Consider the following 14697-nt stretch of genomic DNA (forward strand, 5'->3'; position numbering starts at 1 on the left):
GCGAGTGCCTCTGTCGGCTGTCACTCCGAGCACGGCGTCGACCGGGTCTCCCGGTCTCAGGGCATCGAGACGGGCGCCGCCCCCGTGAGCGACACCGTAGGACCGACGATCACCGATCGTCGGTCCTACGGTGTGACCGGTCCGCTCAGCCGATATACGCCGGAGACACCGCCGCCGTGCTGATGCGTCGGGGTGTGCCCGTGCCGTCGGACGGGATCGTGTAGAGGTCGGCTCCGTAGTCGCCCGGCAGGGCGTAGGTCAGGGTGTGGTTGTCGCGCCAGACCGGTTGGTCGTCGACGCTGCGGGCTTCCGACACGGCCGTTTCGCGGCCGGTGCGGAGGTCGAGGACGTACAGGTGCCACGGGGCGTCCGCCGGGAGGCCCGTGACGCGCTTCTTGTAGGCGACGCGCGTGCCGTCCGGGGAGAGGGACGGGCACTCGACGTTGGGGTGCACGGTGGCGACGGTACGGGCCCGCAGGTCGCCGCGGACCAGGTAGGTCGAGCCGTGCGTGGCCATCGTGGCGTAGAAGGTGCGGTCGTCCGAAGCGAACGTCACGCCCCAGAAGTTGACGTCCGCCGCGCGATAAGTCCGACCGCCCTTGATGACGCGGTACGCCTCAAGCGACGGCGTCAGGCGCCCCGTGCGGGTGTCGACGATCGCCGCCCGCGTCGAGAAGTTCGTGCCCGCGTAGGAGTCGCCGCCGACGAACGCCGTCCAGGCCGCGTACCGCCCGCTGGGCGAGACCCGGGCCCGGGACGGGATCCCCGGCACGTCGTAGCGGGCCCGCTCGCGCAGTCCGGCGTCGAGGATCACCGCCTGGTAGGTCTCCTGGACGGCGCCGTGCTTCGCCTGGAGGCACACGCCGGTACCCGAAGCGGCGTAGAAGCGGAGGCACTTGACCTCCGACGCGACCCGTGGGCCCGACGGGTCCGAAGCCGGGACGGACGTCAGCTCGTCGCGATGCGGCCCCCACGCCATGTTGCGGAACACCAGCCGCCGGGATGCGGTCAGGGAAACGGGTCCGGCGGTGATCCGGGGGCCGCCCGGCCGGGCCTGGTTCCTGCGGTCCGCGCGCGCCGAGGCGTGCAGCACGGAGGCCACCGAGACGCCCGCGAGGACGGCCAGGGCACAGGCCAGGACCAGGATGCGGTTGCGCAGCGTCATACGAGGCTTTCTGAGGAAGTGGTGGGGCGGATCGGGCGGAGGCGCAGCGCGAACACGGCGCCCAGGGCGAGCAGGACGGCCGACGCCGTGAGCGCCGTCCGGTCGCCCCACGCCGTCCAGGCCGCGCCGAAGCCGAGCGAGCACGAGAAACGGGCCAGCGCCTGGCCCGTCTGGGCGAGCGCGAGCCCGGACGAGCGCAGCTCGCGCGGCACGCTGTCCGAGGCAGCCGCCATCAGCACGCCGTCGGTCGCCGCGTAGAAACCGCCGTGCAGGAGCAGTACGGCGCAGGCCGCCGCCGTGCCCTGCCAGGAACTGAGCAGAAGGGCGTACGCGAGGAGCAGGGCGCCGTGTCCGCCGAGGAACACCTGCCACCGGCCTGCCCGGTCCGCGAGTCGGCCGAGCGGGACGGCGAGGAGCAGGAAAGCGGCAGCGGTGCCGAGGGGCAGCAGCGCGAACCAGCGGTCCGGCACCCCGAGGCGCCGCTGGAGGAGCAGGAACACGAAGGAGTCACTGACTGTGGCGAGCCCGAGCAGCAGGGCGCAGACAGTGATACGTCGTAGCTCCGGGCGATGGAGGAGAGCCAGCGCAGCGCGCAGGGTGGGGCGCGGTGCGGCGGCCGGGAGGGCCGGAGTCCCGGCTCCGGGCTCCCCGGCTCGGCCCGTTTCGGCATCGGCGCCTGTCGGTCGCCCGGCGCCGTCCTTCGTGCCCGCACCCCCCGGTACGAACAGCACCAGCACCAGTACGCCCACCACGGCCACGCAGAAGCTCACCGTGAACACGGCGTCGTAGCCGTCGACGGTGGCGCGGAGGATCAGGAGGGCGACGAGGGGGCCGAGCAGGGCGCCCGCCGTGTCCATCGCACGGTGCACTCCGAAGGCTCGGCCGCGGTTCTCCGGGGTGCTCGACAGGGAGATGAGGGCGTCGCGCGGGGCGGTACGCAGGCCCTTGCCGGTGCGGTCGGCTGCGAGGATCAGGCCGATCGGGGTCAGCGTCTGCGCCGTCAGGAGCAGGGGTTTGCAGGCCGCCGAGAGGGCGTACCCGGCCCCCGCCACCCACTTGTGGCGCCCGCCTCCCCGGTCGGCGAGGTGTCCACCGACGAGGCGGACCAAGGCCGAGAAGCCGTTGTAGATCCCGTCGAGGAGCCCAAAGCCCAGCGGGGACAGGCCGAGGCCCGCCACCAGGTACAACGGCAGCACCGCCGTCACCATCTCGGAGGAGACGTCGGTGATCAGGCTGACCGCGCCGAGGGCCAGCACCGTGGGCGCGACCGCGGGACGGCGCCGCCCGGCGAGGGGCCGGGCGGCGCCGTCCGCGGACGGGGCCGCCGCCGGGGTCTCGGGCGTGCCGGCCCGGCTGTCCGCTACGTACATGTCAGGACGTCCAGATGCCCGTAATATCCTTGGCGGAGGCCGCGTTGCCGGCGTGCGTGAGGCCGTGCATGTCCTCCAGCGTCCGCAGCAGGTCGTAGTGGTTGTAGGTGGTGGCCGAGGAGGACCCCGGGGTCACCTGCTGGCCGTAGAGGACCGTCGGGATCTTGTTCCCGGCGAGCCGGTTGTCCTCGTCGAAGGTCACGACGAGGAGGCTGTTGTGGGTCTTTGCCCAGGTGGCGTAGGCGCCGAGCTTGTTCTTCAGCCAGGTGTCACCGGTGGACACCGAGCAGTCGTGCATGTCGCTGCACAGGTTCGGGACGACGAAGGAGACCTGGGGAAGCGTCGAGTAGTCCGTCGGGAACTGCGCGAACGTCTTGGCGCTGGACGTGGGGACATTGCTGAAGCCGAACCAGGGGTTGTGCTTGCGGGCGTAGTCGCCGCTGCTGCAGGTCGTCGAACCCTGGCTGGGCAGCGTCTCGTTGTAGCTGCCCCATGTCTTGCCCTTGGCGATCAGCTCGGAGGCGAGGTTGGGTGCGGAGGAGAAGCCGGGCGGGTAGCAGCTGTCGTCCGTGATCCCCTGCGTGGAGCCGGAGAACAGGGCGAAGTAGTTCGGCTGGCTCGGGTGCGTCTCGGCATACGACTGGGAGAGGTTTGCCCCGCCCGCCTTGAGCGAGTTGATATAGGGAGCGCTGGAGGAGCCGACCACCTGGCTGTACGCGTGATTCTCAAAGACCACGACCACGACGTGGTCCGGGGTCGGGACGGCCGCCGCGGCGTGCGCGGGGGCCGAGCCGGCGAAGCCGGTCCAGATCCCGGCCGCTGCCGCGGTGAACGCGAGAGCGGCTGCCACGACGGCACGACTGCGGCGGTACACGTTTCTGCCGGGCACTGCAGACCTCCGGTGAGGGGATGGCGACGGTGGCGGTGCGGTCAGAGCATGCACACGCCAACCGTCTCCGGGCCCCCCTTCGTCAGCCGGCAGGGTGAAGAGCGGGTGAACGGTTGCCGTTCGCGCCCGCCGGCGTCACGCCCGTGCAGCGTCCGCCCGCTGCCCTCCGGAACCCGTCCTGCTCGACCCCAAGGGCCCGGGGTTCGAACCGTTCGAGTGCGCACGCGTCCTGCTGGCGTACCTTTTCGCGGACGCCGCACAGGGGACGGTGCTGCCGGCCCGGGGCCGCCGGGGCGGTGGCCGCCTCGGCGGCAGGCCCTGTTGCCGGGTCGAGCGGCGACCCGGTCGAGTTTCCCAGGACAACGGAGAGCGCCTGCCAGGATCCGCAGGCGCTCTCCGGGGCTGGGGTCACAGGACCTGGACGATTACGCCTCCGCGTACGGCCTGATCGCCGTCGGGGCGTGCGACGGGTCCGTCGCGATGTCCTCGAACTCGTTGACCGAGGCGATGTCCGTGCCGCTCATCGCGATGTTCGTGACGCGTTCCAGGATCGCTTCGACCACCACCGGGACGCGGTGCTCCGCGGCCAGCTTCTTCGCTTCCTCGAAGGCCGGGAGGAGGGCGTCCGGTTCCGTCACGCGGATGGCCTTGCAGCCCAGGCCCTCGACCACCTTGACGTGGTCCACGCCGTAGACGCCCAGCTCCGGGGAGTTGAGGTTCTCGAACTCCAGGTTGACCTGGAAGTCGATGTCGAAGTTGCGCTGGGCCTGGCGGATCAGGCCGAGGTACGAGTTGTTGACCAGGACGTGCACGTACGGGATGCGGTGCTGGGCGCCGACCGCCAACTCCTCCAGCATGAACTGGAAGTCGTAGTCGCCGGAGAGCGCGACCACCGAGCCCTCCGGGTCGGCCGTCGCGACGCCCAGCGCGGCCGGGATCGTCCAGCCGAGCGGGCCCGCCTGGCCGCAGTTGATCCAGTGGCGCGGGCGGTAGACGTGGAGCATCTGGGCGCCCGCGATCTGGGAGAGGCCGATCGTCGTGACGTACCGGGTCTCCGGGCCGAACGCGCGGTTCATCTCCTCGTACACCCGCTGCGGCTTCAGCGGGACGTTGTCGAAGTGCGTCCGGCGTTGCAGGGCCGCACGGCGCTCCTGGGTGGACGCCGCCCAGGCCGAGCGGTCCGCCAGCCTGCCCGCCGCCTTCCACTCGCGGGCCACCTCCACGAACAGTTCCAGCGCCGCCTTCGCGTCGGAGACGATGCCGAGGTCCGGGGCGAAGATCTTGCCGATCTGGGTGGGCGCGATGTCCACGTGGACGAAGGTGCGGCCCTCCGTGTACACGTCCAGCTTGCCCGTGTGGCGGTTGGCCCAGCGGTTGCCGATGCCGAGGACGAAGTCGGACTCCAGGAAGTTCGCGTTGCCGTAGCGGTGCGAGGTCTGGAGGCCGACCATGCCGGCGTTCAGCTCGTGGTCGTCGGGGATGATGCCCCAGCCCATCAGGGTCGGGACGACCGGGACACCGGTCAACTCGGCGAATTCGACCAGGAGTTCCGACGCGTCGGCGTTGATGATGCCGCCGCCCGCGACGAGCAGCGGGCGCTCTGAGGCGTTCAGCATCTCCAGGGCGCGCTCGATCTGCTTGCGGGACGCGGCGGGCTTGTGCACCGGCAGCGGCTCGTACAGGTCGGGGTCGAACTCGATCTCGGTGAGCTGCACGTCGATCGGCAGGTCGATGAGGACGGGGCCGGGGCGGCCCGTACGCATCAGGTGGAACGCCTGCTGGAAGACGCCCGGGACCTGCGCGGCCTCCAGGACCGTCGTCGCGGCCTTGGCGACCGGGGCGGCGATCGAGGCGATGTCGACCGCCTGGAAGTCCTCCTTGTGCAGGACGGCGGTCGGCGCCTGGCCGGTGATGCACAGGATCGGGATCGAGTCCGCGATCGCGGAGTACAGGCCGGTGATCATGTCGGTGCCGGCGGGCCCCGACGTGCCGATGCAGACGCCGATGTTGCCCGGGCGGGCCCGGGTGTAGCCCTCCGCCATGTGGGAGGCGCCCTCGACGTGGCGGGCGAGCGTGTGGTGGACGCCGCCGGACGCCTTGAGGGCCGCGTAGAAGGGGTTGATCGCGGCGCCGGGCACACCGAACGCGTTGCTGACGCCTTCGCGCTTGAGGATCTCGACTGCCGCGCGGGCAGCGGTCATACGAGGCATTGAGTGCTCCTGCTCGTCCCTGGGTGGAGTCGGGGATGGAGTCGGGCTCTGTCGCGCCACCTGAGAGCACCACATCACCGGTTCCGCATTGCGGAAAACTTCTTCTGTTATGTGGAAGCAAATCTAAGCCGCGTCCGGACCGCCGTCAAGGGAGCGGGGAGCGGTACGGAGAAGGGCGCCGAGTGGAGCGATTCCGCTCCGGGCGGCGGACTCTTGGGGGAGCATGGAGAAATTACGGAAGTGGTACGGAGGGAGCACGGGTGGAGTCAGTGCCGGTACGGTGCCCGGCCTGTCGCCGCGACCACGCGTACGTGACCCCCGCCTATCCGTGCCCGTGCGGAGAGCCGACCGCCCCGCCGCTGCTGCGCGGCGCACCCGTCGTCCCGATCACCCATCGCACCTGGAACGACGACTGGGTGACCGTACGGTGCCGGGGCTGCGGGCGGCACGACCAGTGGCCGCAGCCCGAGCTGTGCTGCCCGTGCGGCGCGGTGCTGCGGGTGCCGGTGCGGCCGGTGGCGTCCGCCGGGGCGGTCCGGCCCGCGCACATACCGCTGCCGCGCACGGCGGCGGCGCCCCGTCCGGCGTTCCGCCCGCTGACCATCCGTACCGCGCGGGACGCGGTCGCGGCGGCGGCGCTCTATCTGACCTGGCTGGGTTTCCGGGACGTGACGCACCCGGTGAACCGGCCGGCCTCCAGGATCGACCTGCGGGCGGCCGGGCTGATCGCCGAGGTCGACTCCACGACCCGGCCGACCGCGATCCGCGACGTCGAGTGCCTGTGGCTCAACGCGCTCAACGGCTCGGTGCGCGGGGTGCTGTTCTCGCTCGCGGGCTACACGCCGGAGGCCCGCAAGCGCGCGGACACCTTATGCGTGCCGCTGTTCGTGCTGGACCTCACCGGCACGCCGCAGCCGGTGAACGGCGCGGCCGACGAACTCGTCAGCACCGGCGCCTGACCGCGCGCAACCCATCAGAATCGGACACACGGGCCGGGCGACGTGTCGTGCCTCACGGAAACCGACCGGCCACCCTGCGTGTGATCCGTCACGTTCTGGCCAACGGCCCCCGATGTGCGGTTCGTTGTCAGTGGCGGGCCCTACAGTGGAACGCATGGTCTTAACTCCACGGACTTCACCACCCTCGGACACGCCCGCGCACGCCCCCGCGCTCTCGGGCCGCGCCGCCCTGGAGGCCAATGAGGCGATCCGGGCGTTCGTGGACGCCCGTGCGGGGCGGGAGTGGTCCCCCGTGGAGTCCGCCGCGTACGAGGTGCTGCTCATCGAGTGGGCGGCCGCGACGCGCGGGACGGCGGCGGGGGACGTCATCGAGGCCGCCTGAAGCGGCTACCTCCGGTAGGTCTCGCGCAGCTCGATCTTGCGGACCTTGCCGCTGACCGTCATCGGGAAGGTCTCCAGGATCCGGAGCAGGCGCGGGATCTTGTAGTGCGCCAACTGCCCCTCGCAGAAAGCCCGTACGTCGTCGAGGGCCGGCGGGTCGGCCGGGTCGGCGGGGATGACACAGGCCAGCACCTCTTCCCCGTACCGTTCGTCGGGCACGCCGACGACCTGTACGTCGGCGATCTTCGGATGGCGGTACAGGAACTCCTCGATCTCGCGCGGGTAGATGTTCTCGCCGCCCCGGATGATCACGTCCTTGATGCGGCCGACGATCTGTACGTAGCCGTCCTCGCGCATCACCGCGAGGTCCCCGGTGTGCATCCAGCGCCCCGCGTCGATGGCCTCGGCGGTGCGCTCGGGCTGGTCCCAGTAGCCGAGCATGACGCTGTAGCCCCGGGTGCACAGCTCGCCGGACCGCCCGCGCTCCAGGGTCACGCCCGTCGCCGGGTCGATGACCTTGACCTCGATGTGCGGCATGACGCGGCCGACGGTGCCGGTGCGGCGCTCCAGGTCGTCGTCGCGGCGGGTCTGCGTGGAGACCGGGGAGGTCTCCGTCATGCCGTAGCAGATGGACACCTCGTCCATGTGCATCTCGGCCACCACCCGCTTCATCACCTCGACCGGGCACGGCGACCCGGCCATGATTCCGGTGCGCAGCGAGGACAGGTCGTACGAGGTGAAGTCCGGCAGGTTCAGCTCGGCGATGAACATCGTGGGCACCCCGTACAGCGAGGTGCAGCGCTCCTGCTGCACAGCCCTCAGCACGGCCGCCGGTTCGAACGAGCCGCCGGGGATCACGATGCAGGCGCCGTGCGAGGTGATGCCGAGGTTGCCCATCACCATGCCGAAGCAGTGGTAGAAGGGCACCGGGACGCAGACCCGGTCCTGCTCGGTGTAGGCGACCAACTCACCGACGAAGTAGCCGTTGTTGAGGATGTTGTGGTGGGAGAGCGTCGCCCCCTTGGGGAAGCCGGTGGTGCCCGAGGTGTACTGGATGTTGATCGGGTCGTCGCAGGACAGCCCGGCCTCGCGGTCAGTTAGCTGATGGGCCGTCACTTGGACGGCTGCCGAAAGGAGTTCGGCCCAGGAGTCGTCGCCGATGTAGTGCACCGCGCGCAGGTCCGGGCAGTTGGCGCGCACCTCCTCGACCAGGGCCCGGTAGTCGCTGGTGCGGTGGGTGAGGGAGGCGGCAAGGAGGGAGATCCCGGCCTGCTTGAGCACGTACTCCAGCTCATGGGCCCGGTAGGCAGGGTTGATGTTCACCATGATGGCGCCTATGCGGGCGGTGGCGTACTGGACGAGCACCCACTCGGGGCAGTTGACGGCCCAGATGCCGACCCGGTCCCCCTTGGCCACACCCGACGCCATCAGAGCCCGCGCCAGCTCCTCGACGGCCGCGCCGAACTCCGCGTACGTCCAGCGCCGGCCGGACGGCACGTCGACCAGCGCCTCGCGCTCGGGCCAGGCGGCGACGGCCCGGTCCAGGTTGCGTCCGATGGTGTCGCCGAGCAGGGCGGTGGTGCCCGTGCCGTGCGCGTACGAGAGCTCGGTCACGCCAGGTCCCCTTCGGCGTACTCGGTGCCGCCGCCCTGGGCGGTGCGCTCACGCAGTTCGATCCGGCGGATCTTGCCGGAGACGGTCTTGGGCAGCTCCGCGAACTCCAGCCGCCGCACCCGTTTGTACGGGGCGAGCACGGACCGGGAGTGGGCGAAGAGCACCTTGGCGGTGTCGGGGCCGGGCTCCCAGCCGTCGGCGAGCACCACGTACGCCTTCGGGACGGAGAGGCGGACCTCGTCGGGGGCCGGGACGACGGCGGCCTCGACCACCGCCTCGTGCTCCAGCAGTGCGCTCTCCAGCTCGAACGGGGAGATCTTGTAGTCCGAGGACTTGAAGACGTCGTCGGCGCGCCCCACGTAGGTGATGTAGCCGTCCTCGTCGCGGGAGCCGATGTCACCGGTGCGGTAGTAGCCCCCGGCCATCGCCTCGGCCGTGCGCTCCGGGTCGCCGTGGTAGCCGGTCATCAGGCCCACCGGGTGGGTCGACAGGTCGAGCGAGATCTCGCCCTCGACCGCGCCGGGCTCCCCGCTCACCGGGTCGAGCAGGACCACCCGGAAGCCGGGGCTGGGCCGTCCCATCGAACCGGGCTTGAGGACCTGGCCGGGGGTGTTGGCGACCTGCACCGCGGTCTCCGTCTGGCCGAAGCCGTCGCGGATGGTGACGCCCCAGGCGCGCCGGACCGCCTCGATGACCTCGGGGTTCAGCGGTTCACCGGCGGCGACCACCTCGCGCGGCGGGGTCTTCAGCTGGGTCAGGTCGGCCTGGATGAGCATGCGCCACACGGTGGGCGGGGCGCAGAAGCTCGTAATGCCGGAGCGGTCCATCTCGGCCATCAGGCGGCCGGCGTCGAAGCGGGTGTAGTTGAAGATGAAGACGGTCGCCTCGGCGCTCCACGGGGCGAAGAGGTTGGACCAGGCGTGCTTGGCCCAGCCGGGCGAGGAGATGTTGAGGTGGACGTCGCCGGGCTTGAGCCCGATCCAGTACATCGTCGCCAAGTGGCCCACCGGGTACGAGACATGGGTGTGCTCGACCAGCTTGGGGCTGGCGGTCGTGCCGGAGGTGAAGTAGAGCATCAGCGGTTCGTCCGCGTCGGTCTCGCGGTCCGGCGTGAAGGCGCGCGGGGCCCCGGCCGCGTCCGCGTAGTCGAGCCAGCCCTCGGTCGGGGCGCCGACGCAGATGCGGGTGTAGCGGCCGGGCACCTCGGCGAACTTCGCGGTGTCGGTGTCGCGGACCAGGACATGCCGGACCCGGCCGCGCTCGACCCGGTCGCGCAGGTCGGCGGGGCCGAGCAGCGGGGTCGCGGGGATGACGACGGCGCGGAGCTTCATCGCGGCGAGCGCGGTCTCCCACAGCTCGGCCTGGTTGCCGAGCATGACGAGGACGCGGTGCCCCTCGCGTACGCCCTGGGCGCGCAGCCAGTTCGCGGCCCGGTCGGAGCGGGCGGACATCTCGGCGAACGACACCTCGGTGCGGGTGCCGTCCTCCTCCACGATGTGCAGGGCGGTCCGGTCGTTGTCCCGGGCGATGACGTCGAACCAGTCGAGCGCCCAGTTGAAGTGGTCGTCGCGGGGCCAGCGGAAGCCCTGGTAGGCGGCGGCGTAGTCCTCGCGGTGCCGGAGCAGGAAGTCCCGGGCCGCCCGGAACGTCTCCGTCGCACTCGTTTCCGGCATGTGCCCTCCTCTTTACCGACCCGGCCGGTCCTTTGGCTCCTCACATGATGTAAACAGTGACCCAGGTCTCACCACCCCCGGACGGGGGTGTCGCGGGGCCGCCATTCCATCGGGGGCCGGGCAGAGAGGCGGCAGGGTGCCGGAATCCGTCGAGGCGGTCGAGATGCAAGCGGCGCTGCTGCGGCTGCGCCGGACGAGCGGGCTGCCGGTGGCGTTCGGCGGGCTGCTCGCCGACAGCCGCCACGCCCGGATCGCCGAGGTGAACGGGGCGCGTACGGCCGCGCTGCGGGGTCTCGTGATCTCGTCGGGCAGCGGCCTGGGCGGCAAGTCCATGGCCCTGTCCAGGCCGTGCGCGGTGACCGATTACCGCTCCTCGCGCCACATCAGCCACGAGTACGACACGGCCGTCGCGGCCGAGGGGCTGCGCTCGGTGGTCGCCGTCCCCGTCGTGGTGCGGCGCGAGGTGCGGGGTGTGCTGTACGGGGCGCTGCGCGAGCCGCTCACGCTGGGGGACCGCACGTTCGACGCGGCGGTGGCCGCCGCCCGCGACGTGGAGCAGGCGCTGGTGGTCCGGGACGAGGTGCGGCAGCTGCTGGCCGCGAGCCGCCCGGAGCCGGACGCCGCTCCCGGCGCTGCGGGGGCGGCGGCCTGGGAGGACGTCCGGGAGGCGCACCGTGAGCTGCGCGCCCTGATGCCGAAGGTGCTCGACCCGGCGCTGCGGGACGAGCTGCTGGCGGTGTGCGGGCGGCTGGCCACGGCGACGGGCAGCCGGGAGCCCGGGGAGCGGGAGGTCCGGCTCGCGCCGCGCGAGATCGATGTGCTGGCGTGCGTGGCGGCGGGTGCGACGAACGCGGTGGCGGCGGACCGGTTGGGGCTGCGCCCGGAGACGGTGAAGGGCTATCTGCGGTCCGCGATGCGGCGGCTGGGGGCGCACACCCGGCTGGAGGCGGTGGTGGCGGCCCGGCGGGCGGGGCTGCTGCCGTAGGCGCCCCCCGCACCGTCGGGCGCCCCCCGCGCCGTCGGGCGTCCCCCGCGCCGTCGGGCGTCCCCCGCGCCGTAGGGCCCCCGCGCCGTAGGCCTCCGACGCCGCAGGGCGCCCCCCGCCCCGTGAACCGACCCCGCATCCGTGCCTTTGTCAGCGCCCCAGGTCCACGAACGGACCGAATCGGACGTCGTGCTCCCTCGCCGAGGTCATCGCCGCCATCAGGTCCAACGCCTCCCCCGTCACGGCCTCGCACTCCGCGCCCGTCAGCGGGCGCACCTCCTGGACGGTGACGACGGCGGGGGCGTCGCGCGGTGTGTCCAGCCGCCAGACCGCCGCGAAGAACCCGTCCACCAGCACGCTGCCGTAGGTCTGGTTGCCCACCCCGTTGAGGCCCTTGAGGGGCGCCGGGATGACCCGGGTGCGGTCGGCGTGACCGAGGAGGACGTTGTCGAACTCGGGCAGGAAGCGGGGCGGGGCGGGGGTGTCCTCGGCGGGGCGCGGGGCGTCGGGCAGGTCGAAGAGTTCGGTGCCGTGCTCGTCGCGGAAGGTGACGAGCCGGGGCCGCAGCCGCTCGAATACCTCCTTCATCCGGGTCACCCCGGCCCAGGTCTGCATGTCCTTCACCGAGGCGGGGCCGAATGCTCCGAGGTAGCGCAGCACTGCGCCTTCCGGGTCGGGCGCCGCGTCCGCCGTGCGGCCGAGCCAGTGCTCGACGGTGGTCAGGGTGACGGCGCCGCTGCGGCCCCAGACCCCGCGCGGGGTGACCTGGACCAGCGGCAGCACGCAGCGGGCGGCGATGCTCAGGGCGAGTGGATCCGCGTCGGGCCACTCGGTGAGCAGGAGCTCGCGGATCGCCTTGGGGGTACGCGGCGCCTCCTCCACGTACGCCCTGGTCAGCTCGCGCAGGCGGTCCATGTCCACGCCCGGGAGGCGCTTGCGGAAGGCGGCGAGTTCCCGGGCGAGGGCGGGCTGCGTCAGGGGGCGCAGGTGGAGGGCGTCGTCGGCGGTGTGGGTGTGGATGGTGGAGCGGAGGGTGGGGATACGGACGACCTCGCGGGACTCCATGAGCGCGGCCAGCTCGGCGGGCCGGAAGCCCTGGAGCCGGGCCAGGAGCTGGTAGTACGGCGGCTTGGTGTTCTGCGCCTGGAGGCCGACGAGGTGGGTGACGGCGTCCTTCGCGCTCATCGCGGTCCGGCTCAGCAGGAGCTGGCGGTCCAGGGTCGCCCGGCCGAGGGCCCTGGGCGTGAGCACGGGGACGGGGGCGGCACCGGCGGAGGGCTTCTTCTTCACGGCCATGACGGCACGCTACGCGGCCATGAGGCCGGATTCTGTCCTGATGGAACGCGCGAGGGCGCCGCCCCGCGACAGGCTCCCGTCCTGAGGAGCGGGGTGCGGGGCCGCCACGCCCTCCCCCGGCGAAGCCGGAATCGCGGCGGGGCCGCCCCCATCATGGTCCCGTGATCGCCGTCCTGTTCGCCGTCCTGACCGCCCTCAGCAACGGCTCCGCCTCCGTGCTCCAGCGCCGGGCCGCCCTCGACGTGCCGCAGACCGAGGCCATGCGGTTGTCGCTCATCGGCCATCTGCTGCGCCAGAAGGTGTGGCTCGCGGGGATCGGGCTGGTGATCGTCGCCGCCGTCTGCCAGGCGGTCGCGCTGGCCACCGGACCGATCTCGGTGGTGCAGCCGATCTTCGTGATCGAGCTTCCGGCGACCCTGCTCCTGGCCGGTTTCATGATGCGGGCGCGGCTGCCCGGGGCGGTCTGGCTGGGGGTCGCCGCCGTGACGGCCGGGCTGGCCCTCGGGATGGCGACGGCCGCGCCGGGCGGCGGCAGTGACACCGTGCACGGGGCGGCGTGGGTGCCGGCGCTGATCCTGACGGGCGTGTTCGAGGCGCTGCTGATCGCGGGCGCGCTGGGCGCCCGGGGCGATGTCCGGGCCGCCCTGCTGGCCACGGCCGCCGCCTGCGGTTACGCGCTGACCGCCGCGCTGATGAAGGACGCGATGGCACGGCTCGACACGGGCGGGGCGGGGGCGCTGTTCGGCTCCTGGCAGCTGTACGCGATGGCGGTGGCGGGCGTCGGCGCGCTGTTCCTGCTCCAGAACGCCCTTCAGGCCGGCACACTCGTCGCCGTACAGCCGTGTCTGACGCTGGGCGACGCGCTGATCAGCATCCTGTACGGGGTGACGCTGTTCGGCGAGGAGGTGCGCACCGGCTGGTGGGTGCTGCCCGAGCTGCTGGCCCTGGGGCTGATCGCGGCGGGGTGCGTGGAGCTGGCGCGGTCACCGCTGGCCACCGGGAACCCGGCGGCCCCGGCCCGCGCGCGCCGGGTCGACTGACCGGGCGCGCACGGACCGGGGCCCGGTCGTACGCGTATGACGTGACGATCCCGTCCTACTTGCTGATCGCGAAACGCATCAGGGCGTGCTCGTCGCCCTGCTTGATCTTGCCGGTCTCGTTGATCACCTGGAGCTTCCAGCCGGTGCCCACGCGCATGGCCTTGGCCACGGCGCAGCCGTTGTCGTTGGTGAGCAGGCTCGGCCAGATGTCGGCGACCTGCTGGCTGCTGCCGCCCGTGGCGTCGTAGACCTTGATGCTGACGTTGCGCGCGTTCTGGAAGGAGCTGCCCTTCTTGTACGCGGCGGCGACGAAGACGACCGCCGTGACGTTCGGGGGGATTCGGGCGAAGTCGACGGTGACCGTCTCGTCGTCGCCGTCGCCCTTGCCGGTCTGGTTGTCACCGCTGTGCACCAGCGAGCCGTTGCCCAGCGGGTCCAGCGAGTCGAGGCCGGCCAGCCGCACCGGGTCCGCGCCCTGCATCGCGATGGCGATCAGGTCGAGGTCGGTGCCCTTCTTCTGCTTCAGCTTCCCCAACAGCCCGCCACTGCTGCCGACGGTGGGGTCCCAGGAGACGCCGATGGAAAGGTGGGTCACCCCGTCCAGGTCCGCCGGGCCGTCTTCCTTCTTCAACGTGATCATGCGTGATCCTCTTCGTGGCGAGATTCCTACAGGGTGAGTCTGCCTGGTGTCCTCCCGCTACCCCCCACCAGGGGCAAAATTTCGACCAAGTGTGGGAGGGGCCCGGCCGGATTGTCCTGCCTCGGCATGATGTACGGGTACGTGTCCCCGTGATACGGGCACGCCGACGACGCCCGGTCCGGGGGTGGACCGGGCGTCGGTTGTCGGCCGTCTCAGGCGGCGTCCTCGCGCACCACCATCGGCGCTCCCAGGTGCTGGTGGCCGCCGCTGGCGAGCATGCGGACCTCCGCGTGGTCGCTGATCTCGGCGCGGACGATGCCGGTGTCGTCCTCGTAGACGGGGTGTCCGCCCGCACCGCTCTGTGCCGTCCGGTGGACGGTGACGGCGTCGTCCTCCACTGCCGAGGACTGGAAGACGAGCTCGTAGCTCTCCGGATATTCCATGACGGGGCTTTCCAGACGAACGTCTCCGGGCC

Annotated in this window: 13 protein-coding genes; 4 read left to right on the forward strand and 9 right to left on the reverse strand. The window is 71.9% G+C overall.

The features are described from left to right. Positions 1 to 145: 145 nt before the first annotated feature. From ACFZAT_RS10960 to gcl, 4 genes are all read right to left on the reverse strand, one after another. On the reverse strand, positions 146 to 1165 hold the full coding sequence (locus ACFZAT_RS10960) for a TolB family protein (RefSeq protein WP_391262960.1): 1020 nt from the start codon (positions 1163 to 1165) through the stop codon (positions 146 to 148). Beyond that, the gene (locus ACFZAT_RS10965; protein ID WP_391262961.1) at positions 1162 to 2535 is read right to left on the reverse strand and encodes an MFS transporter; all 1374 of its coding nucleotides are present in this window, start codon (positions 2533 to 2535) and stop codon (positions 1162 to 1164) included. The genes ACFZAT_RS10960 and ACFZAT_RS10965 overlap by 4 nt, the downstream gene beginning before the upstream one ends. 1 nt (position 2536) lies before the next feature. After that, entirely contained in the window at positions 2537 to 3424 is an 888-nt protein-coding gene (locus ACFZAT_RS10970; protein WP_391262963.1) for an alkaline phosphatase family protein, read from the reverse strand. A 425-nt stretch (positions 3425 to 3849) separates the two neighbouring features. Beyond that, on the reverse strand, positions 3850 to 5625 hold the full coding sequence (gene gcl / locus ACFZAT_RS10975) for a glyoxylate carboligase (protein ID WP_391262965.1): 1776 nt from the start codon (positions 5623 to 5625) through the stop codon (positions 3850 to 3852). Positions 5626 to 5894: 269 nt separating this feature from the next. Between gcl and ACFZAT_RS10980 the strand changes: the two genes are divergently transcribed. Together ACFZAT_RS10980 and ACFZAT_RS10985 are read left to right on the forward strand one after the other, a co-directional pair. Beyond that, positions 5895 to 6593, forward strand: coding sequence for a hypothetical protein (locus tag ACFZAT_RS10980; protein WP_391262967.1), 699 nt, complete (start codon positions 5895 to 5897; stop codon positions 6591 to 6593). Between the two features lie 154 nt (positions 6594 to 6747). Continuing rightward, positions 6748 to 6975, forward strand: a complete 228-nt coding sequence (locus tag ACFZAT_RS10985; protein ID WP_391262969.1) for a hypothetical protein — start codon at positions 6748 to 6750, stop codon at positions 6973 to 6975. A 5-nt stretch (positions 6976 to 6980) separates the two neighbouring features. On the opposite strand, the gene ACFZAT_RS10990 is transcribed toward ACFZAT_RS10985, so the two are convergent. Continuing rightward, positions 6981 to 8588, reverse strand: a complete 1608-nt coding sequence (locus ACFZAT_RS10990; protein WP_391262971.1) for an AMP-binding protein — start codon at positions 8586 to 8588, stop codon at positions 6981 to 6983. Further along, positions 8585 to 10261, reverse strand: a complete 1677-nt coding sequence (locus ACFZAT_RS10995; RefSeq protein ID WP_391262973.1) for an AMP-binding protein — start codon at positions 10259 to 10261, stop codon at positions 8585 to 8587. Before ACFZAT_RS10995 ends, ACFZAT_RS10990 begins: the two co-directional genes overlap by 4 nt. A 136-nt stretch (positions 10262 to 10397) precedes the next feature. Between ACFZAT_RS10995 and ACFZAT_RS11000 the strand changes: the two genes are divergently transcribed. Then, positions 10398 to 11246: a LuxR C-terminal-related transcriptional regulator gene (locus tag ACFZAT_RS11000; protein ID WP_391262975.1), complete on the forward strand. Its 849-nt coding sequence runs from the start codon at positions 10398 to 10400 to the stop codon at positions 11244 to 11246. Positions 11247 to 11396: 150 nt separating this feature from the next. Here the strand turns inward: ACFZAT_RS11000 and ACFZAT_RS11005 are convergent, their stop codons facing one another. Continuing rightward, positions 11397 to 12542: a DNA glycosylase AlkZ-like family protein gene (locus ACFZAT_RS11005; protein ID WP_391262977.1), complete on the reverse strand. Its 1146-nt coding sequence runs from the start codon at positions 12540 to 12542 to the stop codon at positions 11397 to 11399. A 161-nt stretch (positions 12543 to 12703) separates the two neighbouring features. On the opposite strand from ACFZAT_RS11005, the gene ACFZAT_RS11010 reads away from it, so the two are divergent. After that, complete coding sequence (locus tag ACFZAT_RS11010) at positions 12704 to 13582, forward strand: DMT family transporter (protein ID WP_391262979.1); 879 nt, start codon at positions 12704 to 12706, stop codon at positions 13580 to 13582. 55 nt (positions 13583 to 13637) lie between these two features. Here ACFZAT_RS11010 and ACFZAT_RS11015 read toward each other — a convergent pair whose 3' ends face one another. Beyond that, positions 13638 to 14222: a TerD family protein gene (locus tag ACFZAT_RS11015; RefSeq protein WP_391262981.1), complete on the reverse strand. Its 585-nt coding sequence runs from the start codon at positions 14220 to 14222 to the stop codon at positions 13638 to 13640. Between the two features lie 212 nt (positions 14223 to 14434). Next, complete coding sequence (locus ACFZAT_RS11020) at positions 14435 to 14665, reverse strand: DUF6296 family protein (RefSeq protein WP_391262983.1); 231 nt, start codon at positions 14663 to 14665, stop codon at positions 14435 to 14437. Positions 14666 to 14697: the final 32 nt, after the last annotated feature.

Source organism: Streptomyces sp. NPDC008163 (genome assembly GCF_042956885.1).
Taxonomy (GTDB): Bacteria; Actinomycetota; Actinomycetes; order Streptomycetales; family Streptomycetaceae; genus Streptomyces; species Streptomyces drozdowiczii_A.

Excerpts from the sequence above, each read along its gene's own strand:
- ACFZAT_RS10960 (WP_391262960.1), bottom strand. The coding sequence starts at position 1,165 with ATGACGCTGCGCAACCGCATCCTGGTCCTGGCCTGTGCCCTGGCCGTC.
- ACFZAT_RS10965 (WP_391262961.1), bottom strand. The coding sequence starts at position 2,535 with ATGTACGTAGCGGACAGCCGGGCCGGCACGCCCGAGACCCCGGCGGCG.
- gcl (WP_391262965.1), bottom strand. The coding sequence starts at position 5,625 with ATGACCGCTGCCCGCGCGGCAGTCGAGATCCTCAAGCGCGAAGGCGTC.
- ACFZAT_RS10985 (WP_391262969.1), top strand. The coding sequence starts at position 6,748 with ATGGTCTTAACTCCACGGACTTCACCACCCTCGGACACGCCCGCGCAC.
- ACFZAT_RS10995 (WP_391262973.1), bottom strand. The coding sequence starts at position 10,261 with ATGCCGGAAACGAGTGCGACGGAGACGTTCCGGGCGGCCCGGGACTTC.
- ACFZAT_RS11005 (WP_391262977.1), bottom strand. The coding sequence starts at position 12,542 with ATGGCCGTGAAGAAGAAGCCCTCCGCCGGTGCCGCCCCCGTCCCCGTG.
- ACFZAT_RS11015 (WP_391262981.1), bottom strand. The coding sequence starts at position 14,222 with ATGATCACGTTGAAGAAGGAAGACGGCCCGGCGGACCTGGACGGGGTG.
- ACFZAT_RS11020 (WP_391262983.1), bottom strand. The coding sequence starts at position 14,665 with ATGGAATATCCGGAGAGCTACGAGCTCGTCTTCCAGTCCTCGGCAGTG.